Origin of the sequence: Halomonas sp. PAMB 3264, from assembly GCF_031954245.1 — a bacterium.
Classification (GTDB): Bacteria; Pseudomonadota; Gammaproteobacteria; order Pseudomonadales; family Halomonadaceae; genus Vreelandella.
Genome location: NZ_CP134866.1, coordinates 149,497 through 173,569 on the forward strand (window position 1 = coordinate 149,497; position 24,073 = coordinate 173,569).

At 63.9% G+C, this 24,073-nt stretch carries 24 protein-coding genes; 17 read left to right on the forward strand and 7 right to left on the reverse strand.

Features of this window, described 5'->3' with window-relative positions:
* Positions 1–89: 89 nt before the first annotated feature.
* From RN347_RS00660 to hemC, 5 genes are all read right to left on the reverse strand, one after another.
* Positions 90–494, reverse strand: a complete 405-nt coding sequence (locus RN347_RS00660) for a hypothetical protein (RefSeq protein ID WP_311959318.1) — start codon at positions 492–494, stop codon at positions 90–92.
* Positions 495–795: 301 nt separating this feature from the next.
* The gene (locus tag RN347_RS00665) at positions 796–2,055 is read right to left on the reverse strand and encodes a heme biosynthesis HemY N-terminal domain-containing protein (protein WP_263585538.1); all 1,260 of its coding nucleotides are present in this window, start codon (positions 2,053–2,055) and stop codon (positions 796–798) included.
* Positions 2,052–3,533 (reverse strand): uroporphyrinogen-III C-methyltransferase, encoded by a 1,482-nt coding sequence (locus RN347_RS00670; protein WP_311959321.1) that lies wholly within the window; start codon positions 3,531–3,533, stop codon positions 2,052–2,054. The genes RN347_RS00665 and RN347_RS00670 overlap by 4 nt, the downstream gene beginning before the upstream one ends.
* A gap of 25 nt (positions 3,534–3,558) precedes the next feature.
* Positions 3,559–4,329 carry a uroporphyrinogen-III synthase gene (locus RN347_RS00675; protein WP_311960864.1) on the reverse strand — a complete coding sequence of 257 codons (771 nt, stop codon included), beginning with the start codon at positions 4,327–4,329 and terminating at the stop codon, positions 3,559–3,561.
* Between the two features lie 37 nt (positions 4,330–4,366).
* Positions 4,367–5,311 (reverse strand): hydroxymethylbilane synthase, encoded by a 945-nt coding sequence (hemC, locus tag RN347_RS00680; RefSeq protein ID WP_263585536.1) that lies wholly within the window; start codon positions 5,309–5,311, stop codon positions 4,367–4,369.
* Between the two features lie 152 nt (positions 5,312–5,463).
* On the opposite strand from hemC, the gene RN347_RS00685 reads away from it, so the two are divergent.
* From RN347_RS00685 to RN347_RS00720, 8 genes are all read left to right on the forward strand, one after another.
* A complete protein-coding gene (locus RN347_RS00685; protein ID WP_311959323.1) occupies positions 5,464–7,539 on the forward strand; it encodes an EAL domain-containing protein in 2,076 nt (691 codons plus the stop codon).
* 116 nt (positions 7,540–7,655) lie between these two features.
* Positions 7,656–9,059 (forward strand): argininosuccinate lyase, encoded by a 1,404-nt coding sequence (argH, locus tag RN347_RS00690; protein WP_311959324.1) that lies wholly within the window; start codon positions 7,656–7,658, stop codon positions 9,057–9,059.
* Positions 9,056–9,169: an LPS translocon maturation chaperone LptM gene (lptM, locus tag RN347_RS00695; RefSeq protein WP_263585533.1), complete on the forward strand. Its 114-nt coding sequence runs from the start codon at positions 9,056–9,058 to the stop codon at positions 9,167–9,169. The genes argH and lptM overlap by 4 nt, the downstream gene beginning before the upstream one ends.
* Complete coding sequence (gene lysA / locus RN347_RS00700) at positions 9,169–10,440, forward strand: diaminopimelate decarboxylase (RefSeq protein WP_311959327.1); 1,272 nt, start codon at positions 9,169–9,171, stop codon at positions 10,438–10,440. The genes lptM and lysA overlap by 1 nt, the downstream gene beginning before the upstream one ends.
* Complete coding sequence (dapF, locus tag RN347_RS00705; RefSeq protein ID WP_263585531.1) at positions 10,440–11,273, forward strand: diaminopimelate epimerase; 834 nt, start codon at positions 10,440–10,442, stop codon at positions 11,271–11,273. Before lysA ends, dapF begins: the two co-directional genes overlap by 1 nt.
* A 34-nt stretch (positions 11,274–11,307) precedes the next feature.
* Entirely contained in the window at positions 11,308–12,018 is a 711-nt protein-coding gene (locus tag RN347_RS00710; RefSeq protein ID WP_263585530.1) for a DUF484 family protein, read from the forward strand.
* 19 nt (positions 12,019–12,037) lie between these two features.
* Positions 12,038–12,931 carry a tyrosine recombinase XerC gene (locus tag RN347_RS00715; RefSeq protein ID WP_311959331.1) on the forward strand — a complete coding sequence of 298 codons (894 nt, stop codon included), beginning with the start codon at positions 12,038–12,040 and terminating at the stop codon, positions 12,929–12,931.
* Positions 12,928–13,680, forward strand: coding sequence for an HAD family hydrolase (locus RN347_RS00720; RefSeq protein ID WP_263585529.1), 753 nt, complete (start codon positions 12,928–12,930; stop codon positions 13,678–13,680). The genes RN347_RS00715 and RN347_RS00720 overlap by 4 nt, the downstream gene beginning before the upstream one ends.
* Positions 13,681–13,705: 25 nt before the next feature.
* Here RN347_RS00720 and yihA read toward each other — a convergent pair whose 3' ends face one another.
* On the reverse strand, positions 13,706–14,344 hold the full coding sequence (gene yihA, locus RN347_RS00725; RefSeq protein ID WP_311959335.1) for a ribosome biogenesis GTP-binding protein YihA/YsxC: 639 nt from the start codon (positions 14,342–14,344) through the stop codon (positions 13,706–13,708).
* Between the two features lie 298 nt (positions 14,345–14,642).
* Between yihA and RN347_RS00730 the strand changes: the two genes are divergently transcribed.
* From RN347_RS00730 to dtd, 6 genes are all read left to right on the forward strand, one after another.
* Positions 14,643–15,275 carry a thiol:disulfide interchange protein DsbA/DsbL gene (locus RN347_RS00730; RefSeq protein WP_263585527.1) on the forward strand — a complete coding sequence of 211 codons (633 nt, stop codon included), beginning with the start codon at positions 14,643–14,645 and terminating at the stop codon, positions 15,273–15,275.
* Positions 15,276–15,277: 2 nt separating this feature from the next.
* Positions 15,278–16,123 (forward strand): endonuclease/exonuclease/phosphatase family protein, encoded by an 846-nt coding sequence (locus RN347_RS00735; protein WP_409335776.1) that lies wholly within the window; start codon positions 15,278–15,280, stop codon positions 16,121–16,123.
* 139 nt (positions 16,124–16,262) lie between these two features.
* Positions 16,263–16,811, forward strand: a complete 549-nt coding sequence (locus RN347_RS00740) for a TRAP transporter small permease subunit (protein WP_263585526.1) — start codon at positions 16,263–16,265, stop codon at positions 16,809–16,811.
* An 8-nt stretch (positions 16,812–16,819) separates the two neighbouring features.
* Positions 16,820–18,223, forward strand: coding sequence for a TRAP transporter large permease subunit (locus tag RN347_RS00745; RefSeq protein WP_311960865.1), 1,404 nt, complete (start codon positions 16,820–16,822; stop codon positions 18,221–18,223).
* A 19-nt stretch (positions 18,224–18,242) separates the two neighbouring features.
* The gene (thiD, locus tag RN347_RS00750; protein WP_311959339.1) at positions 18,243–19,064 is read left to right on the forward strand and encodes a bifunctional hydroxymethylpyrimidine kinase/phosphomethylpyrimidine kinase; all 822 of its coding nucleotides are present in this window, start codon (positions 18,243–18,245) and stop codon (positions 19,062–19,064) included.
* A gap of 3 nt (positions 19,065–19,067) precedes the next feature.
* Positions 19,068–19,514, forward strand: coding sequence for a D-aminoacyl-tRNA deacylase (gene dtd, locus RN347_RS00755; protein WP_311959341.1), 447 nt, complete (start codon positions 19,068–19,070; stop codon positions 19,512–19,514).
* Positions 19,515–19,548: 34 nt separating this feature from the next.
* Here the strand turns inward: dtd and RN347_RS00760 are convergent, their stop codons facing one another.
* Positions 19,549–21,492 (reverse strand): ATP-binding cassette domain-containing protein, encoded by a 1,944-nt coding sequence (locus tag RN347_RS00760; protein ID WP_311959344.1) that lies wholly within the window; start codon positions 21,490–21,492, stop codon positions 19,549–19,551.
* A gap of 26 nt (positions 21,493–21,518) precedes the next feature.
* Here RN347_RS00760 and RN347_RS00765 point away from each other — a divergent pair, with 26 nt between their 5' ends.
* The 3 genes from RN347_RS00765 (at position 21,519) to RN347_RS00775 (ending at position 24,068) form a co-directional block, all read left to right on the forward strand.
* Positions 21,519–22,091 carry a TIGR02444 family protein gene (locus RN347_RS00765; protein ID WP_311959346.1) on the forward strand — a complete coding sequence of 191 codons (573 nt, stop codon included), beginning with the start codon at positions 21,519–21,521 and terminating at the stop codon, positions 22,089–22,091.
* 157 nt (positions 22,092–22,248) lie between these two features.
* Entirely contained in the window at positions 22,249–23,295 is a 1,047-nt protein-coding gene (gene dctP / locus RN347_RS00770; protein ID WP_263585521.1) for a TRAP transporter substrate-binding protein DctP, read from the forward strand.
* Positions 23,296–23,489: 194 nt separating this feature from the next.
* Complete coding sequence (locus RN347_RS00775; protein ID WP_263585520.1) at positions 23,490–24,068, forward strand: TRAP transporter small permease; 579 nt, start codon at positions 23,490–23,492, stop codon at positions 24,066–24,068.
* Positions 24,069–24,073: the final 5 nt, after the last annotated feature.

Below are 24,073 nucleotides of genomic sequence, written 5' to 3' on the forward strand. Positions count from 1 at the left end.
GGGCACCCTGATCAACGCAAAACCCCACCTATCGGTGGGGTTTTTTTTACCTGAAAGCAGTCTTTAAAAACAGTCTTTAAAAACAGTGCTTACAGGGTACGCTGAGTGTCGGCATTGATGGTCTGCTCGCCAGTGGCACCGTTACGCGCCTGCAGCAGATCCTTGGTCAGCGCAGCGTTGTGGCTCTGTTTAACGCTGGCAGTACCAGTGGCGTCCAGATCGGCGTTGATGGTCTGCTCACCGGTTGCGCCGTTGCGGGCGTGCAGCTGGTCAAGCGAGATCGCGTTGTGGGTGTTGGCGATGTGAGAGTCGGCGCTGGTGACCGGCAGACCCACGCCGCTGTTCTTGGCGATGACCTGCTCGACGGAGGCGTTGCGCGACTCGATCTGTGAAACGCTTGAGCTGTTCGGTTGATCGGCGCTGTCAATTGCGGCGAAGGCAGAACCGGAAACGAGGGCAAGGGCGATAGCGGCGGTGGCGGTCAGTTTTTTCATGGTGGCGTACCTGATTAGTCGATTTGAATGTTTTTTTAGGGCTTGTTGGGCGAGAGCGCCTCAAACCATGCAGCTATCTTAGTATCGAAAAATTAGTAAAAAAAGCGCTTAAAATTCGCTAGACCATTCGATTTGTTTAAATATATTTGCGACAAATGCTGTACATTCGAATATATATGTAGAGTATTGAGATGATGTTGCGCGAAAAACATCGAGCGTCGTCGATTTAGACCAAAGTCGTATAAAATAGAAGGGCGCCCAGGGGCGCCCATTCATCAGGTGAAAATCGCAAGGCAATAGGTCAGCGGCGTTTTTTTCCACCCTTTTGCGGGCCGTCGCTGTCGTTTGCATCGCTAGGTTGAGGCAGGGAGGGCAGCGACTGGGCCATCATCTCCACGCTTTGGCGGTAGTAGAGCTGGCTCTTGTTATGCTCGCCAAGGCTTGCGTAAAGGCGCGCAAGCTCGGCGCACACTTCGCCGCTCGGGCGCTGGCGCTGGCTGGCCTCGAAATACTCGAGCGCTTTCTCCCATTGGCCGGTACGCAGCGACAGGCGCCCGCAGGCCAGCAGCAGTTCCGGGTCGTTGGGGCGCTCCTGCAGCCATTTTTCGGCGCGGGCGAGCTGGCGCGCCGCGTCGACGCCCAAAAGCCCGAAGCGCTTGACCAGCCGTGCGTCCCAGTGAGTGTCCAGCGACTGGCTCAAAAGCCGCTCGGCGATCGCCTCTTCATTCGCCTGCAACAGCGCCTCGACGTAAAGCACGATCAGCTCGGTGTTGCCGCGCAGATAGTCCGGCATGTCCGCCCACAGCCCGCGCACCCGTTCGATATTGGCCGGGTTGGCGGCTTCGAACAGAATCAGCTCGCGGTAAGCCTTGAACTCGAGCTGCTCGCGCTCCTGCTGGGTGATCAGCTTTTTGGCCACCAGCCGCGGGACCAGATGGCGAAGCCCCTCCCAGTCGCTGACGCTGAGATAGACCTGCTTCAAGAGCTTCAGCACCTGCGGGTGGTTGGGCAGCTTCTGGTCAAGACGGTTGAGAATCGCCAGCGCCTCTTCCGGCTGCTGACGATCGATCATCAGCTGCGCCTGCATCAGGCCTACGGCGGTGTCGGCGCCATCGGTTGTGAGCTGGGCCTGGTTCAGATGCTCCTGAGAACGCTCGTGGTGGCCCTGGTAGTGAGCCGCCAGCGCCGCCGACAGATAGTTGACCATCGGCGTGCTGGAGTCGTCCGCCGCGCCCGCCAGCGTGCGCTCGGCGCGCTTGAAGCGGCCTTCGGTCAGCGCCACCAGCCCGCGCACCGTACGCTTCATGGCGCGGCGATTACGCGCCCGGGCGTTCCAGGTGCGATAGCGGCCCACCGGGCGAACGATGCCGGAAAGAAGGCGCAGCGCGAAGTGCACTACGATGAAGGCGGCCAGCAGCAGCACCAAACCGAACCAGAACGAGGTCTGCACGGAGGTGTCGCCGACGCGAATCAGCCAGTAGCCCGGCACCGACATCATCAGGTGGCCGAACAGGGCGCCGACGGCAAGGCCGGCGACGATTAACAGCAGCAGCTTTCTCATTCGTCACCTCCGCCCTGGCGGCGCGCCTGAAAGCGGTTGTCGATGAAATCGGCCATGGCCTGCTGCGAACCGCTGATATCGGGAAGCTCCGGCTCGACCTGATTTTGCTTGATCTCTTCAAGACGCGCGATCACGCTCTGGGTCTCGTCGCGCTCGGTGTCGTAGTAGCGCTCGAGCAGATCCAGCGCCTTGTCGAGGCTCGCCTCGAACAGCGGCTGCTCTTCTCGAAGCAGCGCAAGTTGAGCCTGTTCGAGAATCAGGCGCAGGCTTTGACGCAGGTAAGACTCCTGCTCCGGGGTGATCAGCGCTTCCAGCGCCTCGTCGTGATGGCGCACCACGACGAGATCGCGAAGCTCGGCGCCGAATTTCGCCAGCTGGCGCTCGAAGGAGCCGCTCGGCGGCTGCTCCATGCCTTCGCTGATCGCCCGCTCTTCGATCTCCTGGGACAGGCGAAGCCCGGCGATCTGCTCCTGCTGAGCGTTCAGCGCCAGGTAAATGCCGGTGCGGTCGACCCGCGGTACGGCGTCAAGAGCGGCAAGCTCATTGGCGATCTCGCGGCGTATCGGCGTCAGCGCCGGGTTATCGGCATCGACCAGGCGAGCGTCGGCGGTGCGCAAAAGGGCAGAAGCGCCTTCGACGTCGCCTTCGAGCTGCAGGCGCTGGTTGGCCAGGCGCAGAAGATAGGCGGCCTCGGCGTGAAGCCAGTCGCGCTCGTCGGTGTCCTGGGCCTGGGAGAGCTGATCGAGCACGTCAGACACGGTTTCGTCGACGCGCGCCTGAACGCTTTCGAGCTCGCCTCGCAGCTCGCTCACGGTGCTGTCGAGCGTCTCGTTACGCTCGCTCTCGCCGCTTTCGATGCGCGATTGAAGATCAACAAGGCTCTGTTGGGTGGCACTTGATTGGGTTTGCTGGGCGAGCTCGTCGATGCGCGCCTGTTGGGCGTCCGTGCGCTGCCAAAGCTGCCAGGCGATCACGCCGAGTATTAGAGCGACGATCACGACCAGTACGATCGCGACCGCACCGCCCTTGCCACCGCTTTTACCACCGCCGGACGGCGGGGTTGGGGTGCTGGAGGCAGGCGTTTTGGGCGGCGGCGTCGTGGCGCTGGGCTTGCTATTGGAGGCGGCGGGTTTGTTCGATGCGCTCGCGGCGCCAGCGGGCGTCTTGTCCGGGCTTGCGCTGGTGCTGTCAGCGCTAGTGCTCGTATTAGAACTGGTACTGGCGTGGGTACCGGTCGTCGTACTGGCGTTAGCGCTGGCGTCGGTTTTGGCCGGCTGACTCTGACTGCCGCCCTTGTTACGCCGGCGCGAGCGGCTGTTTTTCGCCGCGTACGCCTCGGCGTTTTTATCCGCCGCCGGGGTCGAAGGCGAAACGCTCGATGTCGCATCGCTCGGGGGCGTGTCGCTTGCGCCTTGGCGGGAGGCGGCATCATCAGGCGTCTTGTTGTCGCCCTGTTGATCAAATGGTTGTTTGCTCATCTGTCGTTAGCCCTTGTTAAGTTCTTTAATCGACATCGGCATCTCCGGGGGAGCTGAGCGCGTTCAACGCCGCTGCCAGCGCGGCCGTCGATGCGCCTGACGCCACCTTGAGGTCGCAAAAACCCAGCGTGCCGGCCAAGGCGGCCAAACGGCGGCTGGAAACGATTAGGGGTTGTTTCAATGCTGCTTGATGGCACCAGTTTGACAGATATTCGAGCAGTTCGCCGCTGGTCACGATCAATGCGTGAAAACGGCCCTCTGCCAGGCGCCGCTGCAATTCCGGACCGGGCGCGCGATAAACGCGTCGATACGTCGCCACACGGGTCACGGCGGCGCCGCGCGCGGTGAGCGTCTCGGCTAGAAGCGTTCGCCCGCCTTCACCGGCCACGATCAGCACGCGCTGATGCGCAAGGCCTGAAAGCGAATCGAGCGTCAATAGCGCTTCGCTGGTGTCCTCCCCGGCGCTGACCGGGGGGCGCTCTACGCGTACGTCGAGCGCGTCTTCGAGCGCTGTCGCGGTGCCCGCGCCCGGCGCGTAGAAATCGATGCCTACCGGCAGCTGCGGCCAGTAGCGGTCGACCGCCTCGATCAGCTGCAGCGCGGCAAAGGGGCTCGTGACCACGATTTTATGAAAGCGGTCGAGATCGAGCCAGACGCTTCTGAGCGCGGCGTCCTCCTCGAGCGTCTCCAGCGCCATCACCTCGAGCGGCTCGACCCAGGCGCCGTCGGCGGCCAGCGCCGAGGCCAGGGCCTCGCCGCGCTCGCCGGGGCGGCCGATCAGTACGGGCGCGGTCATTGGCGCGGTCGGGGTCGCCTTCATGGGCAGCGCGTGCTCATACGTTGTCGCCGTATACCTCGGCGAGAATATCGCCAGCGCCCTGGTCGAGCAGGTCTTCGGCCACGCGAATGCCCAGCGCTTCGGGCTCGTGGATCGAGCCGCGGCCCTCGGCGCGCAGCACCTCGGTCCCTTCCGGGTTGCCCACCAGTCCGCGCAGCCAGATGGTCTCGTTGGCCTTGTCGAGCACCGCATGGCCGGCGATCGGTACCTGGCAGCCGCCTTCCAGGCGGGTGTTCATGGCGCGTTCGGCGCGCACGCGGGTGGCGGTGTCGTTGTCATCGAGCGGGGCCAGCAGCGCGATCAGCTCCGGGTCGTGCAGCCGGCACTCGATGCCAAGCGCGCCCTGCCCGCAGGCGGGCAGGCAGATCTCCGGCGGCAGCTCCTGGGCGATGCGCGCGGCCAGCCCCAGCCGCTTGAGCCCGGAGGTCGCGAGTATAATGGCGTCGAACTCGTCGTCGTCGAGCTTGGCCAGGCGTGTTTGTACATTGCCGCGCAGGTTCAAAATCTCGAGATCCGGGCGCGCTTCACGCAGCTGCAGGCCCCGGCGCAGACTCGCGGTGCCGATGCGCGCGCCTTCCGGCAGCTCATCGACGCTTTGAAACCGGTTGGAGACAAAGGCGTCGGTGGGCTCGGCGCCTTCCAGAATGACGGAAAGTCCGAGCCCCTCGGGAAAGTGCATCGGCACGTCTTTCATCGAGTGCACGGCGATATCGGCGCGGCCGTCGAGCATTGCCTCTTCGAGCTCCTTGACGAACAGGCCCTTGCCGCCGATTTTGGAAAGCGGGGTATCGATGATCTTGTCGCCCTTGGTGGACAGGGCGACCAGCTCGACGTCGAGGCCGCTGTGCGCAGCCATCAGGCGCTCGCGGACGTGCTCTGCCTGCCACAGCGCCAGCTGGCTTTTGCGCGTGGCAATGCGTAATTTGGTGATGGATGACACGTTATTCTCCCTATGCCGCAGACACGGCGTGTCGAACTATGATAAATCTCATCATAAAGCACGCGCTTACGCAGTAAAAACGCTTGCGCCGTAAAATCGATCACTCTTGATTGGCCGACCCTAAACTCTATTGTCACGTGCAGGTAACGCCCATGCCCTCTGCCGATCAACAAGGTGAGCTGGACCACTTTTTTCTGCTCTCGCAGGATATGCTTTGTTGCATCGATTTCCGAGGGGCACTACTCAATGTTAACCCGGCCTTCGAGCGCATGCTGGGCCGCCGCGCCGAAGAGCTCATCGGCCGCCCGTGCGGGGTGATCGTCGAGCCCGATGACCACCCCATTATAGAGCGCGCGCTTGCGCGCATACATCAGGGCGAGCAGATCGAGCCTTTTGACGTGCGCGCCAAAAGCCAGACCAATGCACTCACCTGGCTCGAAGTGAGCGCCTTCGCCGACGGCGAGGTGATCTACGTGATCGCCCGCGATATCACCGAGCGCAAGACCTCCGAGCAGCAGCTGGTGCTTCTGGAGCGCAGCGTGGAGTCGAGCACCAATGGTGTCGTCATCGTCGATGCGCTGGCCGACGATTTGCCCATGGTATACGTCAACAAGGCTTTCGAGACCATCACCGGCTACACCCGGGATGAGGCGCTCGGGCGCAACTGCCGTATCCTGCAGGGCGACGAAACCGACGCCTCCACCGTCAAGCAACTGCGCCGGGGCATACGCGAACAGCGCGATGTGCACGTAATGCTGCGCAACGTCCGCCAGGATGGCACGTCCTTTTGGAACGACTTGTACGTCTCGCCGGTGCGCGACGAGCAGGGGCGAGTCACGCATTTCATCGGCGTGCAAAACGACGTCACCGCCCAGCGCGAGTACCAGGCGCAGTTGAGACACAACGCCAACCACGATGCCCTGACCGGCTTGCCCAATCGCCAGCTCTTGAACCAGCGTTTGTCCCAGGGATGCATGTTGGCCAAGCGCTATCGGCGCCACGTGGCGGTGCTGTTCATTGATCTTGACGACTTCAAGCCGATCAACGATTCGCTGGGTCACGATGTCGGTGATTTCATTTTGATCAGCGTCGCCCGGCGTCTCGAGGAGGAGCTGCGCCCCTGGGATACCGTGGCGCGCATCGGGGGCGACGAGTTTATCGTGCTGCTGCCGGACCTGGCGATGGAGCAGGACGTGATCCAGGTGGTGGAGCGTTTGCTCAGGCGGATTGCCGAACCTTACTGGTATCAGGACAAGGCGCTTCACATCACCGCCAGTATCGGCATCGGTACCGACAACGGCAGTATGGCCAAGCCCCGGTCGCTGGTGCAGCAGGCGGATCTGGCCATGTACAAGGCCAAGCGGCGCGGGCGCAATACCTATCAATGGTACACCGACGAGCTCAACCATCGGGTGAGCGAGCGGGTGAGCCTGCGTCACGCACTGCAAACGGCCATCGAGCAGGAGCAGTTCGAGCTTCACTATCAGCCGCAGATCGACGGCGCGAGCGGCGAGGTGGTCGGGGTCGAGGCGCTCATTCGCTGGCACCATCCGGAGTGCGGCGCGATCTCGCCGGCGGAGTTCATCGGCATGTCGGAAGAGACTGGCCAGATCATTCCCATCAGCGAGTGGGTGCTGAATCAGGCGTGTCGCGATGCGGTGCATATCAACGACGGCGCCCGGCGCCCACTCGTCATGGCGGTCAATATTTCGCCTACCCAGTTTCAGCGGCCGGGCTTTGTCGCCTCGATCGAGCGCGTGCTCAAGGAGACGGGGCTGGCCCCGGCGCTTTTGGAGATCGAGATCACCGAAGGCGTGCTGATGGAGAGTCTGGAGAACGCCATCGAGGCGCTCAAGAAGCTCAGCGCGCTGGGCGTTCACATCGCGCTGGACGATTTCGGCACCGGTTTTTCCAGCTTGAGCTATTTAAAGCGCCTGCCGATCAACCGGCTCAAGATCGACCGCTCTTTCATAAGCGACGTCACCCACGACGAGCACGACGCGGCGATCGTGGAAGGGGTGATCACCATGTCCTCGAAGCTGGGGCTCGAGGTGCTCATCGAAGGCGTCGAAACCGCCGAGCAGTTTCGCTACCTGCACCAGCGCCACTCCACCTTCATGCAGGGCTACTACTTCGCCAGGCCCATGCCGCTGGCCGGGCTCGACGACTACCTGTCGCGATTCGATTGGCCTCGCGCGCTCAAGGACGCCGGCATCGATTCGCCCTGAGCGGGCGTGCAAAACCGCGTGCCGCGAACCGGGCCGACTCTGGTACACTCTGGGCCAACGATTTCCTTATGTTGTCACCCTTGTTGCCACCTTCGTTTTGTCAGTAGGAATTCTTGATGAGCCAAGCTACGAATCAGTCCTGGGGCGGACGCTTTAGCGAGCCCACCGACGCCTTTGTTGCCCGCTTCACCGCCTCCGTGAGCTTCGACCAGCGCCTGGCCGGTCAGGACATTCAGGGCTCGATCGCCCACGCCACCATGCTGGCGCGCGTCGGCGTGCTCAGCGACGAGGAGCGCGACTCAATCATCGACGGCCTGACCGAGATTCAGGGCGAGATTGAGCGCGGCGAGTTCGAGTGGTCGGTGCCGCTTGAAGACGTGCACATGAACATCGAAGCGCGGCTGACGCAAAAGATCGGCATCACCGGCAAGAAGCTGCACACCGGGCGCTCGCGCAACGACCAGGTCGCGACCGATATTCGCCTGTTCATGCGCGACGCCATCGACTCGATCGACGCGGAGCTAATGCGCCTGCGCGAAGGCATGATTGGACTTGCCGAGCGCGAAGCCGACACCATCATGCCGGGCTTCACCCACCTGCAGACCGCTCAGCCGGTCACCTTCGGCCACCACCTGTTGGCCTGGCAGGAGATGCTCGCCCGCGACCACGAGCGCCTCTTGGACACTCGCAAGCGTGTCAACGTCATGCCCTTGGGCGCGGCGGCTTTGGCCGGCACCACCTACCCGATCGACCGTCACGTTACCGCCGAGCTTCTGGGCTTTTCCCGCCCGGCGGAGAACTCGCTGGACGCGGTCTCGGATCGTGACTTCGCCATCGAATTCGCAAGCTTCTCCAGCATTTTGTTGATGCATCTGTCGCGCATGAGCGAGGAGTTGGTGCTCTGGACCAGCGCCCAGTTCGACTTCATCGACCTGCCGGATCGCTTCTGCACCGGCTCATCGATCATGCCGCAGAAGAAGAACCCGGACGTGCCGGAGCTCGTTCGCGGCAAGACCGGGCGGGTCTACGGCCACTTGATGAGTCTGCTCACGCTGATGAAGTCGCAGCCGCTGGCCTACAACAAGGACAACCAGGAGGACAAGGAGCCGCTGTTCGACACCGTCGATACGGTGCTGGACTGCCTCAAGGCCTTCGCCGACATGGTGCCCGCCATCGAGCCAAAAAAAGAGAGCATGTTCGAGGCGGCGCGGCGCGGCTTCTCCACGGCGACGGATCTGGCGGATTACCTGGTACGCCGCGGCGTGGCCTTCCGCGACGCCCACGAGATCGTCGGCCAGTCGGTGGCGTTTGGTCTGAAGGAGAAGAAGGATCTGTCTGAAATGACCCTCGAGGAGCTTCAACAGTTCTCCGACACCATCGAGGCGGACGTCTTTGAGGTCTTGACGCTGGAAGGGTCGGTCGCCGCGCGCAACCATATCGGCGGCACCGCCCCGGACCAGGTACGCGCCGCGGCGAGCCGCGCACTCGAGGCGCTCAAGGCGCACCGGGAGGCACCATGAAGGCGCTCGTCCTGATCGCGCTCGTCGCACTCCTGCTTGCCGGCTGCGGCCAAAAAGGCCCGCTCTACCTGCCGGATGACAACGCCCAGACCGCCGCCGAGGAGTCCTGATGGATCACTTCAACTACCAGGACGGCGTGCTGTTCGCCGAAGAGGTGCCGCTTACGCGCATTGCCGACGAGGTGGGCACGCCCTGCTACGTCTACTCGAAGGCCACGCTCGAGCGCCACTTTCGCGCCTACACCGAGGCGCTCGGCACTCATCCGCACCTGATTTGCTACGCGGTGAAGGCGAATTCGAACCTGGCGGTGCTGGGGCTTCTGGCACGCCTGGGCGCGGGCTTCGATATCGTCTCCGTGGGCGAGCTCGAGCGCGTACTCAAGGCCGGCGGCGATCCGAAGAAGGTGGTGTTCTCCGGCGTGGCCAAGCGCGGCGACGAGATGGCCCGGGCGCTCGAGGTCGGCATCAAGTGCTTCAACGTCGAGTCCGCGCCGGAGCTCGAGCGTCTGAACGCCGTAGCCGGTGAACTCGGCGTCATCGCGCCGGTGTCGCTTCGCGTCAACCCGGACGTGGATGCGGGCACGCACCCCTACATCTCCACCGGGCTCAAGGACAACAAGTTCGGCATCGCCATCGACGATGCGCTCGAGGTCTACACGCTCGCCCGCGATTTGCCGCACCTCGCCATCAAGGGCCTGGACTGCCATATCGGCTCGCAGCTGACCGAAACCGCGCCGTTTCTCGATGCCCTCGAGCGGCTGTTGCTGCTCATGGAGCGGCTTCGCGAGCGCGGTATCGAAATCGAGCATCTGGATCTTGGCGGCGGGCTTGGCGTGCCGTATCGCGACGAAACTCCGCCGCAGCCCTTCGACTACGCAAGCCAGCTGCTGGCACGACTGTCGCGCTGGGAAGGCGGCGAGGCGCTCACGCTTTTGTTCGAGCCCGGCCGCTCCATCGCCGCCAATGCCGGCGTCATGCTCACCCGGGTCGAATTCTTGAAACCCGGCGAGACGAAGAACTTCGCCATCGTCGATGCGGCCATGAACGATCTGATCCGCCCGGCGCTTTATCAGGCCTGGCAGGCGATCGTACGCGTCGATACTCGTGAGCGCCGTGATACCGCCACGTTCGACGTGGTCGGCCCGGTGTGCGAAACCGGCGATTTTCTCGGCAAGGAGCGCGAGCTTGCCATCGCCGCAGGAGATCTGCTGGCGGTGCGCTCGGCGGGGGCCTACGGCTTCGTGATGGCCTCGAACTACAACAGCCGCCCGCGCCCGGCCGAGGTGATGGTCGACGGCGACCGCGTCCACGTGGTGCGCGCCCGGGAGTCGCTTGAAAGCCTGTGGGCCGGCGAAACGCTCTTGCCAAGCGAGACGACGTAATGCTGCTTCACTTCACCAAGATGCACGGGCTGGGCAACGATTTCATGGTGATCGACCTGGTCACCCAGCGTGCCCGGCTGACCGACGAAACGATCGCCCAGTTGGCCGACCGACGCTTTGGCATCGGCTTCGACCAGCTGTTGGTGGTCGAGCCACCGCGCGACCCGGACATGGACTTTCGCTACCGGATTTTCAATGCCGACGGCAGCGAAGTCGAAAACTGCGGCAACGGCGCGCGCTGCTTTGCACGCTTCGTGCGCGAGCAGCGCCTGACCCACAAGCACGAGATTTGCGTCGAGACCGCCGGCGGGCCGCTCACGCTGCACGTGCAAAGCGACGGTCAGGTGCGAGTCGACATGGGCCGGCCGCGCTTCGCCCCTGAGCGGCTTCCGTTCGATGCGCCGGCGGAGGCGGTGCTGCACGCCATCGAGGTCGACGGGCAGCGCCTCGAGGTCGGCGCGGTATCGATGGGCAACCCCCACGCGGTGCTCACGGTCGACAGCGTCGACACCGCGCCGGTCGAGCGGCTGGGCCCGCTGTTGGAGGCCCACCCGCGCTTTCCCCGGCGGGTCAACGTCGGCTTCATGCAGGTGGTGTCAAAACACGAGATTCGCCTGCGCGTTTTCGAGCGCGGCAGCGGCGAGACGCTTGCCTGCGGTACCGGTGCCTGCGCGGCGGTGGCCAGCGGCATTCGCCAGGGGCTTTTGCAAAGCCCGGTCACGGTGCACCTGCCCGGCGGCCAGCTCACCATCGAGTGGCCGAGCGAAGATGCCGCACTGATCATGGTTGGCCCGGCGACCAGGGTGTTCGACGGCCGCGTGACGCTCAACTAATCCAGCACGCTCAACCACTCCAAGGAGAACGGCGATGTCGCAAGCCCCCGAGCCGCGCAAGACGCTCGACCCGGACCAGGTCGCGTTTTGGCTAGCCCGCCACCCGGACTTTTTCGTCGGCCGGGAAGGGCTCTTACAGCAGCTCAAGGTGCCTCACCCGAACATCGACGGGGCCACGTCGCTTCTGGAGCGGCTGGTGGCCGATCTTCGCCACCGCGCCGAGAGCGCCGAGGGGCGTCTCGAGCACCTGCTGGAAACCGCGCGCCATAACGAGGCGCAGTACCGGCGCCTGCGCGAAACGCTGTTGGTGCTGATCGATGCCGAGGACCGCGACGCGCTGGCCCAGGCGCTGGCGACCCAGCTCAATGAGCGTTTCGACACGCCGGCGATGGCGCTCTGGTGCCCATCGAGTGTGAGCGACGAGGAGCCGACGCCGCCCCAGCCGCCACGCCACGTGCTCGACCAGCACGCGACGTCGCGGCTAACGGCGCTGTTGGACGGGCGCACCAGCCGCTGCGCCAAACTCAGCGCCAGCGACTGGAAGCGCCTGCTGCCCCATACCAAGGCACCGCGCAAGGCAGGGTCATGTGCGATCACGCGGCTCTCCGCCGGCGAGCCGATGGGCTATCTGCTGCTCGCAAGCCCTGACGTTGAGTGCTACCGGGCGAGCATGGATACGCTGTTCACCGAATATTTGGGCGATATCGTCGCAAGACTCCTGCAGCGTTTGGGCAGCGGTGGTTAACGTAGCCGGGGCTAGCGCGATGTGGGAGGCGATCGACGCCTATCTTGGCCGGCTTGCCGAGCGCGCAAGCCCGGCGACCGTGGCGGGCTACCGGCAGGATCTCGCCGCTTTCGCCCGCTTCGCCGAGACGCGAGGCGTGGTGCTGGCCGAGCGCCTGGATGCGCCGCTTGCCCGCGCGTTTCTCGGCGCCGAGCGCAGCCGCGGGCTCTCGCCGCGAAGCCTGGCGCGCCGACGCGCCGCGCTTTCACGCTTTGCCGATGCGCTGGTAAGTCAGGGCCAGCTTGCCGACAACCCGGTCCGGCTCGTGCGCACGCCCAAGCAGCCCGGCCACCTGCCGCGGCCGCTGGACGTGGACAGCCTCGCCCGGTTTCTGGATACGCCCCATGACGACTCGCCGCTGGCCTGCCGCGACCAGGCCATGCTGGAGCTTTTCTACTCCAGCGGCCTGCGCCTGGCAGAGCTTGCCGCGCTCGATCTAACGAGCCTGCAAGGCGGCTACGTGCGGGTAGTGGGCAAGGGCGGAAAGCCCCGCCAGGTGCCGGTGGGCCGGCGCGCCCGCGCCGCGTTAACCCAGTGGCTGGCGGTGCGCGGGTGTCTGACCGCAGGCGCAGAGCCGGCGCTGTTCGTCGGGCGCCGCGGCGCACGCCTTGGCCACCGCGCCATCCAAAAGCGCCTGGCGCACCTGTGTGTCGAGCGCGGCCTGGCCGAACACCTGCATCCGCACCGCCTGCGCCACTCCTTTGCCAGCCACCTGCTGGAGTCGAGCCAGGACCTGCGCGCCGTGCAGGAGCTTTTGGGCCACGCCAATCTCTCGACCACCCAGGTTTACACTCGCCTTGACTGGCAGCATCTGGCCACGAGTTACGATGCCGCCCACCCCCGTGCCAAACGCCGCCCCCGGAGCGACTCATGACCCAACCCGCAGCCGAGCTAAAAGCCATCACCTTCGATCTCGACGACACGCTCTGGGACAACCACGGCGTGATGCTCAAAACCGAGCAGGGCCACTACCAGTGGCTTTTGAGCGCACTCAACGAGTGGCGCTCAAAGCGGGGCGAAGCTGCGCTTTCAATCGAGCAGGAGGCGGGCCTGGCGGACTATCTCGTCAAACGCCAGGCGCTGGCCAAGGCGACGCCCGAGCGCCGGGGCGACTTCACCTGGCTGCGGCTTCGCGCGCTGGAGGCCCAGCTCGAAGCGGCAGGGCTTGACCGCAGCGCCGCGATTTTGTGGGCGGCGGCGGCGATGAACGAGTTTCACCGGCTGCGCGTGCAGGTCACCCCGCACCCGGAAGCTTTTGAGCTGCTCGAAGCGCTGGGCCAGCGCTTTCATCTGGCCGCCATCACCAACGGCAATATCCACTTGAAACGCCAGCCGCTGGCGGCCTACTTTCCCATCGCCGTGGCCGCTGGCGAGCTGTTCACGCCCAAGCCCGACCCCCACGCGTTTTTGAACGTGCTCGAGCGCCTCGACGTGGCGCCGGAGTGCGCCATGCACGTGGGGGATTCCTGGGAGGAGGACGTACTGCCGGCAAACAAGCTCGGCATGCACGCGGTGTGGATCGCCGGTGAAAGCGACCGGGCGCTTCCGAGCCGCGTCTACCGGCTGAGCCACGTGCGAGAGCTGCCGGCGCTGATCGCGCAATTGGAGCGCGCGCCCGGCTGAAACGGGCGCTATTGGGGGGGCCGCGTTACTCGGGTTCCGGCGCGTCCAGCCAGCGGTCCAGGGTTTGGCATAGTGTCGTCACCCCGTCGCGCTTGAGCGACGAGAAGAGCTGCACCGTGACCAGGTCTTCCCACTCGACCAGCCGCGAGCGCACTTTTTGCAGCGCCGCGCTCGCCGGGCCCTTTTTCAGCTTGTCGGCCTTGGTCAGCAGAATGTGCACCGGCATGCCGCGCTGGTCGGCGACATCGAGCAGGGTCAGGTCGAACTCGGTCAGCGGATGGCGCACGTCCATCAGCAGCACCACGCCTTTCAGGCTGAAGCGGTGCAGCAGATACTCGGAGAGGTGGCGCTGCCACTCGAGCTTCACCGACTCGGGTACCTTGGCGTAGCCGTAGCCGGGCAGGTCCACCATCCGCGTGGCCGGGTCGTTCATCAGGCTGAAGAAATTGATCAGCTGGGTGCGCCCGGGGGTGCGCGAGGTGCGCGCCAGCGCCTTTTGCTGGGTCAGCGCGTTGATCGCGCTGGATTTTCCCGCGTTCGAGCGCCCGGCGAAGGCCACCTCGGCGCCGGTGTCGTCCGGGCAGAGCGAAAGCTTCGGCGCGCTGATCATGAACTGGGCCGTGGCGTAGTTGAGGCGCGGGCTTGGGCGGTCTTGAGTCGACATGGAAAAAATCCTGAACGCTTGAGTCATACGTCAAGGCTACCCGTTTGCCTTCGAGGTCGAGGGCAAACGGCCCCGGCCAGGCGGCGGCCATTTAAGCCGGTGACGGGATTCGTTACACTCGGTGGGGCGGGTAGGCTTGCTGAAAACGCTAGTGTAACACTGGACGGCGATGAAAAAGCGGGCAAGTATGCGTTACAACGTATCCCGAGAACCTGCCCGGCGGCGTTGAACGCACCCCGGGAACCGGTCGAACGTTTTGATAGTCATAGGCTTCGCTCAACTTTGGAGAATGTCGATAATGTTTAAAGTATTCGTTGCGGCCGTGGCCGGCCTTGCGCTCTCGACCGCCGCCAGTGCCCAGACGGTAGTGGAAGGCCAGGACTACACGCTGCTGGAGAACCCGGTCGCGACCGTCGCCGATGACGATCACATCGAGGTCACCGAGGTGTTCTGGTTCGGCTGCCCGCACTGCTACGGCCTGCAGGACACGGTCAACGAGTGGTACGACACCCTCGACGACGACGTCGAAGTCGTCAAAATGCCTGCGACCATGGGCGGCAACTGGAATACCCATGCCACCGCCTTCTACGCCGCCCAGTCGCTCGGAATCGAGGAGGAGCTTCATCAGGACTTCTTCGATGCGATCCATCAGGACGGTCAGCAACTGACCGACGAGGATGACATCGCCGCGTTTTTCGCCAACTACGGCGTGACCGAAGACGAGGCCAAAAAGGCGCTCAACGCCTTCCCGGTACGCAGCGAAACCAATCGCGCCAACAGCCGCATGCGCGAAATGCGCCTGATGGGCGTGCCGGCGCTGGTCGTCGATGGCCGCTTCGTGGTGACCCCGAGCACTGCCGGCGGCGCGGACAACATGCCGGTCGTCGCCGAGGCGCTGATCGAGCAGGTCCGTAGCGAGCGCGCCGAGTAATCGTGTCGGGCTTCTCCGCCGACGACGCCGCGCAGCAAGCGCAAAGTCCGTTTTGGGAGAGCGGTACGCTGAGACTTCTGACCTTCAATTTGCAGGTCGGCATTCAAACCTCGGCGTACCATCACTACCTCACCCGGAGCTGGCAGCACTTTTTGCCCCATCCGCGCCGCGTCAAGCGCCTCGACGTCATGGGCGAGGTGTTGGGCAAGTTCGACGTGGTGGGGCTTCAGGAAGTCGACGGCGGAAGCTTTCGCTCCAGCCGTATCAATCAGGTCGAATACCTGGCCGCTCAGGCCGGGTTTCCCCACCATTTTCAGCAGCTCAACCGCAATCTGGGGCGTATCGCCCAGCACAGCAACGGGCTTTTATCGAAACTCACCCCCAGCCGTATCGAAGAGCACCGGCTGCCCGGCACGCTTCCCGGGCGCGGGGCGATCCACGTGCGTTTCGGCAACGGCCCGGACGCGCTGCATATCTTCGTGGCGCACCTGGCGCTGAGCCATCGCGGCCGGGTGCGCCAGCTCAACTATCTAAGCGACATCATCGCCCCGCTTCGCCACGTGGTGGTGATGGGCGATCTCAACTGCACCCCGGAGCAGCTTCACGCCCACGAGCGCTTTAGCGCTTCGCTGCCGCTGCATCCGGTCAAGCCGCTTTTGAGCTACCCCTCCTGGCAGCCGCGCCGAGCGCTGGATCACATTCTGCTGTCGCAAACCCTGGAAGCCGCCGACGTCAGCGTGCTCGACCATCTCTTTTCGGATCACCTGCCGGTGGCGGTGGAATTGCCGCTGCCTGCCGCCTGCCTACGATCACTCGAAGCCGCTCATCGCCCGGCGCCTCTGGCCTGACCATCGCGCTTGAAGCAGCTCTTCGATGGCCCTTGCTCGGTAAATGGTCGTAAAAAGGGGGGCTTGAGGTCGCAGGGGATGACGCAGGGGATAGAATCGGCGATCATTTCGAGTCGTTTTCAGAAGGCAGGACACCTCCATGCGTGCAAATTCTTTTGAGCCGCGGCTTTTACGCTGGCTCGATGGGCTGACCGAAGGCGTCGGGCGAGCGGTCGCCTGGCTGATCATCATCATGATGCTGGTGCAGTTCGCCATCGTCGTGCTGCGCTACGTGATCGGGGCCAACAGCATCGTCATGCAGGAGTCGGTGATGTACATGCACGCTGCGGTATTCATGCTCGGCGCGGCCTGGACGCTCAAGCACGACGGCCACGTGCGGGTAGACATCTTTTACCGCAAGCTCTCCAGCCGAGCCCGGGCCTGGATCGACCTGCTGGGCACGCTGTTTCTGCTCGTCCCCGTGTCGCTGTTCATCGCCATCGGCAGCTTCCACTACGTGTTGACCAGCTGGGCGATCATGGAGCGCTCGCCCAACGCCGGCATCCCGGCGGTCTATCTGTTGAAGTCGCTGATTCTCGCCATGGTGGCGCTGTTGCTCTTGCAGGCGGTGGCGCAGCTGATTCGCCAGACGCTGATCATTCGCGGCGCGCTTCCCAATCCCACTCATGAGCACGAGGAGGTCGTCTAGTGGCCGTCATACTGGACTTCATGCCGCTGGTGCTCTTCGCCGCCGTGTGCGGCGTGTTGATGCTGGGCTATCCGGTGGCGCTGTCGCTGGCCGGCACGGCGCTTGGATTTGCCGGTATCGGCTACGCGCTCACATCACTGGGCGTGGACGTGCCCTTCGAGCCCCACATGATGGGCGCCATGCCCAACCGCCTCTACGGCATCATGACCAACACGACGCTCCTGGCGGTGCCGCTGTTCGTGCTGATGGGCGTGCTGCTGGAGAAATCTCGCGTCGCCGAAACGCTGCTCGACGCCATGGCGATGGCTTTTGGCTCGCTGCGCGGCGGGCTGGGGCTGTCGGTGATCATCGTCGGTATGCTGCTGGCGGCCTCCACCGGCATCGTCGGGGCCACCGTGGTCACCATGGGGCTTTTGTCGCTGCCGACCATGCTCAAGCGCGGCTACTCTCCGGCGCTGGCCACCGGCACCATCTGCGCCACCGGTACACTTGGCCAGATCATTCCGCCGTCGATCGCGCTGGTGCTGCTGGGCGACGTGCTCTCCAACGCCTATCAGCAGGCGCAGCTCTCCATGGGCGTGTGGAGCCCAAAGACGCTCTCCATCGGCGATCTGTTCATCGGCGCTTTAGTGCCGGGGTTGATTCTGGTCGTAACCTACATCGTTTATCTGCTGGTGTTGGCGTGGCTCAAGCCGTCATCGGCGCCGGCGGTGGATCGTGAGGAGCTCAAGGCGGAGCTCAATCACCAGGGCTCGATCTGGCCGCTGCTGCTCAAGGGGCTGGTGCCGCCCATTTTGCTGATCGTGGCGGTGCTGGGCTCGATTCTAGGCGGCTTCGCAACACCCACCGAGGCCTCTGCCGTGGGCGCCTTTGGCGCGCTGGTACTGGCGGTGGCCAACCGGCGCGTGAGCTTCACCATGCTGAAGGAGACGCTCTACTCTACCGCCCAGGTCACCAGCATGGTGTTTCTGATTTTGATCGGCGCGGCGCTGTTCTCACTGGTGTTTCGCGCCTATGGCGGCGAGGAGCTGGTCACGAGCCTGTTCGAGTCCATGCCCGGCGGCGTGGTCGGCGCGACGATCATCGTCATGCTGGTGATCTTTCTGCTCGGTTTCATTCTCGATTTCATCGAGATCACCTTCGTGGTGGTGCCGATCGTTGGCCCGGTGCTGCTGGCCATGGGCGTCGACCCGATCTGGTTCGGCATCATGATCGCGGTGAACCTGCAGACCTCGTTTTTGACCCCGCCGTTCGGCTTTGCGCTGTTCTACCTGCGCGGCGTCACCCCCCCGAGCGTGCCGACCTCGGCCATCTACAAGGGCGTGATTCCGTTCATTTTGCTGCAGTTGTGTATGCTGTTGGCGCTATCGCTATTCCCGGGGATCGCCACCTGGCTTCCCTCGGTCATGTAAGCACGGGGTAACATTGACCATGACGCATATCGCGAAGGTATTGACCATTGCCGGTTCCGACCCCTCCGGTGGCGCGGGGCTGCAGGGCGATCTGAAGACGTTTTCGGCCCTCGGCGTCTACGCCACCAACGTGATCACCGCGGTGATCGCCCAGAACACCCAGGGCGTGGCCCGGGTCGAGCCGGTCTCGCCGGAGATGATTCGCGTGCAGCTCGAGAACCTGCTCGAGGACGTGGCCATCGACGCGGTGAAGATCGGCATGGTCGGCAGTCGCGAGGTCGCCGAGGTGATCAAGGCGGTGCTGGAGAAGCATCGCCCGCGCTGGATCGTGCTCGACCCGGTGATGGTCGCGAAAAGCGGCGATATCCTGGTCGATGACGAAGGCATTCGCGCGGTGCGCGACGTGCTGGTGCCGCTGGCCCACGTGATCACCCCGAACCTGCCCGAAGCCGCGGTGCTGCTCGACACCGCCTCGCCCAGAACGCCGGATGAGATGGAAGTGATGCTGCCGGGGCTGACCAGGCTCGGCGCGCCCTTCGTGGTGCTCAAGGGCGGCCACCTGACCGGCGAGACCTGCCCGGATCTTCTGGCCACGCCCACCGAGCACGCCTGGCTTCCCGCCTCGCGCATTGATACGCAGAACCTGCACGGCACCGGCTGCGCGCTCTCCGCAGCGGTTGCCGCGTGTCTGGCAAGACTTCCTCTGGAGGCCGACGCGCACGCCCCGGTAGAGGCGATCCGCGAGGCCAAGCAGTGGCTTCACTCAGCCCTCGAGGCCAGCGAGCGGCTGCAGGTCGGTCACGGGCGCGGGCCGGTCCATCACTTTCATCGCTGGTGGTAGCCTGTGAAAGCACTGATTCAACGAGTGACGCACGCCGCCGTGAGCGTGGACGGCGAGCGCATCGGCGCCATCGATCAGGGGCTTCTGGCGCTGGTCGGCGTCGAGCGCGGCGATAGCGAAGCGGATGCGGAAAAAATCCTGCACAAGCTTTTACACTATCGGGTGTTCAGCGACACCGAGGGCAAGATGAACGACAACCTGCAGCAGGTCGACGGCGGGCTGTTGCTGGTGTCCCAGTTCACGCTGGCCGCGGATACCCGCAAGGGGCTGCGGCCGGGCTTTTCCAGTGCCGCCGTCCCGGCAGAGGGCGAGCGGCTGTTTAACTATCTCGTCGAGTGCGCCCGCGCGGCCTGGCCTGCGGTCGAGACCGGCCGCTTCGGCGCCGACATGCAGGTGACGCTCACCAACGACGGGCCGGTCACCTTCATGCTCGAAAGTCGCCAGGTTTAAAAGCCCAGGGTTAAAAGCCCAAGGTGAAAAGCCGCTAGTGCTCGCTTTCGAGGATTTCCGCCTCCATCGCTTCCAGCGCTTCCTCGGCGGCGAGCCACTGCTGCTCGGCGCTGTCCACGCGCTCCTTGCAGCGCGCCTGCTCGGCCAGCGCCTCGGTCAGCTCTGCCTTGCGCGCCGGGTCGGTGTAGAGCGCCGGCTCCGCCAGCGTCTCTTCCACGTTCTCGAGCGCGCTCTGGGCGGCCTCCATGGCTTTTTCGGCCTGGTCACGCGCTTTTTTCTGCGGCCGCAGCTTTTCGCGTAGCGCTGCGGCGGCCTTGCGCGAGGCCTTGCGGTCTACACTTGGCTGCTGCGCCTGGCGCTCGCTCTTTTCGACGCGCTCCTCACGGCGGCTCTCTTCCAGGCGCGTCTTGAGCCAGGCGCGGTAGTCATCCAGATCGCCGTCGAAGGGCTCGACCCGGTGATCCGCCACCCGCCAGAACTCGTCCACCGTGGCACGCAAGAGATGACGGTCGTGGGACACCAGAATCACCGTGCCCTCGAACGCCGACAGCGCCTGGGTCAGTGCCTCGCGCATCTCCAGATCCAGGTGGTTGGTGGGCTCGTCGAGCAGTAACAGGTTCGGCTTTTGCCAGGCCACCAGCGAAAGCGCCAGGCGCGCCTTCTCGCCGCCGGAGAAGTGGGCGACCGTGGCGAAGGCGTCGTCGCCCTTGAAGCCAAAGCCGCCAAGAAAGTTGCGGATCTCCTGGTCGCTGGCGGTGGGGGAGAGGCGCTGCACGTGAACGAAGGGCGTGGCGGTGACGTCGAGCCCCTCGAGCTGGTGCTGGGCGAAGTAGCCGATCGCCAGGTGCTCGCCGGGCACGCGCTTGCCGGCCAGCAGCGAAAGCTCGCCGGTCAGCGTCTTGATCAGCGTCGACTTGCCCGCGCCGTTGGGGCCCAGCAGGCCGATGCGGCTACCGGGCAGTAGCGTCAGGTTGACCTTGTCGAGCTGAACGGTTTCTCCGGCGTCACCGCGATAGCCCAGCCGCGCGTCGTCGAGCACCAGCAGCGGGTGCGAGGTCTTGTCGGCGGCGGGCAGGGTGAAGTGAAAGGGCGAATCGACGTGGGCGATCGCGATCTCTTCCATGCGCTCGAGCATCTTCACCCGGCTCTGCGCCTGGCGCGCCTTGGTCGCCTTGGCCTTGAAGCGAGCGACGAAGCGCTCGATCTCCTCGCGCCGCGCTTGCTGCTTGGCGGCCTGGGCCTGCTGCAGGGCGAGCTTCTCGGCGCGGGTGCGCTCGAAGCGCGAATAGTTGCCGCGGTAAAGCTCGACGTTTTGCTGATGCATGTGGACGATGTGATCGCACACCGCATCGAGAAAGTCGCGATCGTGGGAGATCAGAAGCAGCGTGCCCGGGTAGCGGGTCAGCCAGTTTTCGAGCCAGAGCAGCGCGTCGAGGTCCAGGTGGTTGGTCGGCTCGTCGAGCAGCAACAGGTCAGAGGGCATGAACAGCGTGCGCGCCAGGTTCACGCGCATGCGCCAGCCGCCGGAAAAGCTCGACAGCGGCTGGGTCAGATTGGCCTGCAAAAAGCCAAGGCCGACCAGCAGCTGGGCGGCGCGGGACTCGGCTGTGTAGCCGTCGAGTGTCTCGATCAGCCCGTGAAGCTCCGCCTCGCGGTGGGCGTCGTCGGCGCGCTGGGCATCGCTCAACTCCTGCTGTGCCTGGCGCAGGGCCACGTCGCCATCCAGCACGTACTCGATGATCGAACGGTCGAGCGCCTCGACCTCCTGAGCCATGTGGGCCACGCGCTGGCCGCCGCTCATTTCGATATCGCCCTGGTCCGGGCCCAGCTCGCCGAGTAGCAGCTTGAAAAGACTCGACTTGCCGGCGCCGTTGGCGCCGATGATGCCGGCCTTGACGCCATTGTGTAGCGTCAGATCGGCGCCCTCCAGCAGCGTTTGCGTGCCCCGTTGCAGGGCCACCTGGCGCAGTGCGATCATGCTTTCTCCCGAATGAGGCGAACGTGATGAGTGATTCTAACCGATCAAGGCGCCTGCGGCAGACACCGCTTTGGGATTTCGCCTGCGCCTTCTACGCCCTCGACGATGTGACACCTGCCTGCCTGACGCTGCAGGATCAGGCCGGCGTCGATGTCTGCGAGCTTCTGTTCCACGCCTGGCTCTACCGTCATGGGCTCATGGCCAACCCGGCAGCGCTTGCCCACGAGCGGCGCTCGCGCTTGCGCTGGCAGCACGAGATCACCCAGCCGCTTCGCGCGCTGCGCCAAACGCTCAAGGGCCAGGCTCAACGAAGTGCCTCGATCAAGGCGCTGCGCGACACCATAAAGCACGCCGAGCTTGCCGCCGAGAAAGAAAATCTTGACGCCTGGCAGGCGTTCGCGCTTGCGCCTCAAAGCGATATTTCAACGCTTGAAGAGATCGATAAAGAATCGCGGAACGCGAGCGTTTGGCTGCAGTATCAGCTCTTTTCGAGTGATTTGGCGGCCGATGCCCCTGTTTTTGACAAGCCTTGTATTGAGGTCGAAAACGCCTGGGCGGTGATTGGCACCCGTCTTGACCCGGTCAAGTCAGCGCGCTAGCCTCAAATTAAGCTATTTTTGAATAACGCATGGCGTGTGATCCGACCGTGCCCGCTTCAAACGTAGCGGGTAAGGCATCAACGCTGCGCTAGCCGTTATTTAAAAATGGATTTGTGCGCTTTATGTGACGCGCTTACCACTTCAAGGGGAACTCTGCATGAAAGCTTACAAGGCTTTATCGACGCGTTCGGTTACGTCCAAACTTCTTACCTCGGCAAGCGTTGGCGCGCTGCTGTTCGGCATGAGCGCCGCGGCCCAGGCAGATAACTGGCGTTACGCCCACGAAGAGTACGAAGGCGACGTTCAGGACGTGTTTGCCCAAGCGTTCAAGGGGTACATCGAAGAGAACTCCGATCATACCGTTCAGGTGTATCGCTTTGGCGAGCTGGGCGAGTCCGACGACATCATGGAGCAGACCCAGAACGGCATCCTGCAGTTCGTCAACCAGTCCCCCGGCTTCACCGGCGCCTTGATTCCCGAAGCGCAAATCTTCTTCATTCCCTATCTGCTGCCTACCGACGAAGAGACCGTTCTGACGTTCTTCGATGAAAGTGAGGCGATCAACGAGATGTTCCCCGAGCTCTACGCCGAGCAGGGGCTCGAACTTCTCCAGATGTATCCGGAAGGCGAAATGGTCATCACCACCGACGAGCCGATCAGCTCGCCGGAGGACATGGATAACAAGAAAATCCGTACCATGACCAATCCGCTGCTCTCCGAGACCTACAGCGCGTTTGGCGCAACGCCCACGCCGCTGCCCTGGGGCGAAGTGTACGGCGGCCTGCAGACCGGCATCATCGACGGCCAGGAAAACCCGATCTTCTGGATCGAGTCCGGCGGTCTTTATGAAGTGTCGCCCCACCTGACCTTCACCGGCCACGGCTGGTTCACCACCGCGATGATGGCCAACCAGGACTTCTACGACGGTCTGTCCGAAGAGGACCAGCAGCTGGTTCAAGACGCCACCGACGCCGCCTACGAACAAACCATGGAGCACGTTCAGGGCCTGGCCGAGGCGTCGCTGGAGAAAATTCAGGAGGCGTCCGACGAAGTCACCGTGACGCGTTTGGACGACGAGCAGATTGCAGCGTTTCGCGAGCGTGCCCCGCAGGTCGAGGAAGCCTTCCTCGAAATGACCGGCGAGCGCGGCAGCGAGCTACTCGAGCAGTTCAAGGCCGACCTTGAAAACGTTGAAAACGAGTAAGCGCGTCGTCGTCGGTGGGACGATGATCCCACCGGCCTCGCCGCACGCCTATCTCGAGTAACGCAAGGGGCAGCCACGGCTGCCCTTTTTAGTGCCCTTGGGGATGCGTTTTTTGCATGCACTTTATCCGCGCCTTTTGACCGCAATGCCGCTCGTTTTAGCGAGCGAAGCGCGGCGCTGACAGGAGAATAGCCATGACCGAAGAGGAAGCAGAAGCCAACTACCGCTCGGGGCTGCCCGGCGTTTTGGGGGTGGTCGACACCGCAATTAGCAAAGTCGAATCAGTGATTCTGGCGCTGGGGGTTTTGCTAATGGCGCTGAATACGGTCATCAACGTCGTTGCCCGATTCGTGTTCGGCAACAGCATCATGTTTTCCGGCGAGCTCAACCGGATTCTCATCATCATGATCACCTTCGCAGGGATCGGCTACGCCGCTCGCCACGGTCGACATATCCGCATGTCGGCCATTTACGATGCGCTGCCGGTGGGCGGGCGCCGCGTGCTAATGGTCGTGATTTCGCTGTTCACCTCGCTTGTGATGTTCTTTTTGCTCTACTACTCGGTGATCTACATCCTCGATCTCTACAGCAAGGGGCGGGTGCTGCCGGCGCTCAGCCTGCCGGTGTGGATGATCTATGTGTGGGTGCCGATGGGGTTTTTGATCACCGCCATTCAATACCTGCTGACCGCCATCAAGAACCTGACCAGCCACGATGTCTATCTCTCGACCGGCGTGGTGGATGGGTACAAGGATACGGAAACGGAAGTTTAACCAGG

Excerpts from the sequence above, each read along its gene's own strand:
- RN347_RS00730 (WP_263585527.1), top strand. The coding sequence starts at position 14,643 with ATGTTTAAAGTATTCGTTGCGGCCGTGGCCGGCCTTGCGCTCTCGACC.
- RN347_RS00715 (WP_311959331.1), top strand. The coding sequence starts at position 12,038 with ATGTGGGAGGCGATCGACGCCTATCTTGGCCGGCTTGCCGAGCGCGCA.
- RN347_RS00740 (WP_263585526.1), top strand. The coding sequence starts at position 16,263 with ATGCGTGCAAATTCTTTTGAGCCGCGGCTTTTACGCTGGCTCGATGGG.
- RN347_RS00765 (WP_311959346.1), top strand. The coding sequence starts at position 21,519 with ATGAGTGATTCTAACCGATCAAGGCGCCTGCGGCAGACACCGCTTTGG.
- yihA (WP_311959335.1), bottom strand. The coding sequence starts at position 14,344 with ATGTCGACTCAAGACCGCCCAAGCCCGCGCCTCAACTACGCCACGGCC.
- RN347_RS00660 (WP_311959318.1), bottom strand. The coding sequence starts at position 494 with ATGAAAAAACTGACCGCCACCGCCGCTATCGCCCTTGCCCTCGTTTCC.
- RN347_RS00685 (WP_311959323.1), top strand. The coding sequence starts at position 5,464 with ATGCCCTCTGCCGATCAACAAGGTGAGCTGGACCACTTTTTTCTGCTC.
- dctP (WP_263585521.1), top strand. The coding sequence starts at position 22,249 with ATGAAAGCTTACAAGGCTTTATCGACGCGTTCGGTTACGTCCAAACTT.
- lysA (WP_311959327.1), top strand. The coding sequence starts at position 9,169 with ATGGATCACTTCAACTACCAGGACGGCGTGCTGTTCGCCGAAGAGGTG.
- RN347_RS00710 (WP_263585530.1), top strand. The coding sequence starts at position 11,308 with ATGTCGCAAGCCCCCGAGCCGCGCAAGACGCTCGACCCGGACCAGGTC.
- RN347_RS00775 (WP_263585520.1), top strand. The coding sequence starts at position 23,490 with ATGACCGAAGAGGAAGCAGAAGCCAACTACCGCTCGGGGCTGCCCGGC.
- RN347_RS00720 (WP_263585529.1), top strand. The coding sequence starts at position 12,928 with ATGACCCAACCCGCAGCCGAGCTAAAAGCCATCACCTTCGATCTCGAC.
- RN347_RS00665 (WP_263585538.1), bottom strand. The coding sequence starts at position 2,055 with ATGAGAAAGCTGCTGCTGTTAATCGTCGCCGGCCTTGCCGTCGGCGCC.
- lptM (WP_263585533.1), top strand. The coding sequence starts at position 9,056 with ATGAAGGCGCTCGTCCTGATCGCGCTCGTCGCACTCCTGCTTGCCGGC.
- RN347_RS00675 (WP_311960864.1), bottom strand. The coding sequence starts at position 4,329 with ATGACCGCGCCCGTACTGATCGGCCGCCCCGGCGAGCGCGGCGAGGCC.
- RN347_RS00670 (WP_311959321.1), bottom strand. The coding sequence starts at position 3,533 with ATGAGCAAACAACCATTTGATCAACAGGGCGACAACAAGACGCCTGAT.
- argH (WP_311959324.1), top strand. The coding sequence starts at position 7,656 with ATGAGCCAAGCTACGAATCAGTCCTGGGGCGGACGCTTTAGCGAGCCC.
- thiD (WP_311959339.1), top strand. The coding sequence starts at position 18,243 with ATGACGCATATCGCGAAGGTATTGACCATTGCCGGTTCCGACCCCTCC.
- RN347_RS00760 (WP_311959344.1), bottom strand. The coding sequence starts at position 21,492 with ATGATCGCACTGCGCCAGGTGGCCCTGCAACGGGGCACGCAAACGCTG.
- dapF (WP_263585531.1), top strand. The coding sequence starts at position 10,440 with ATGCTGCTTCACTTCACCAAGATGCACGGGCTGGGCAACGATTTCATG.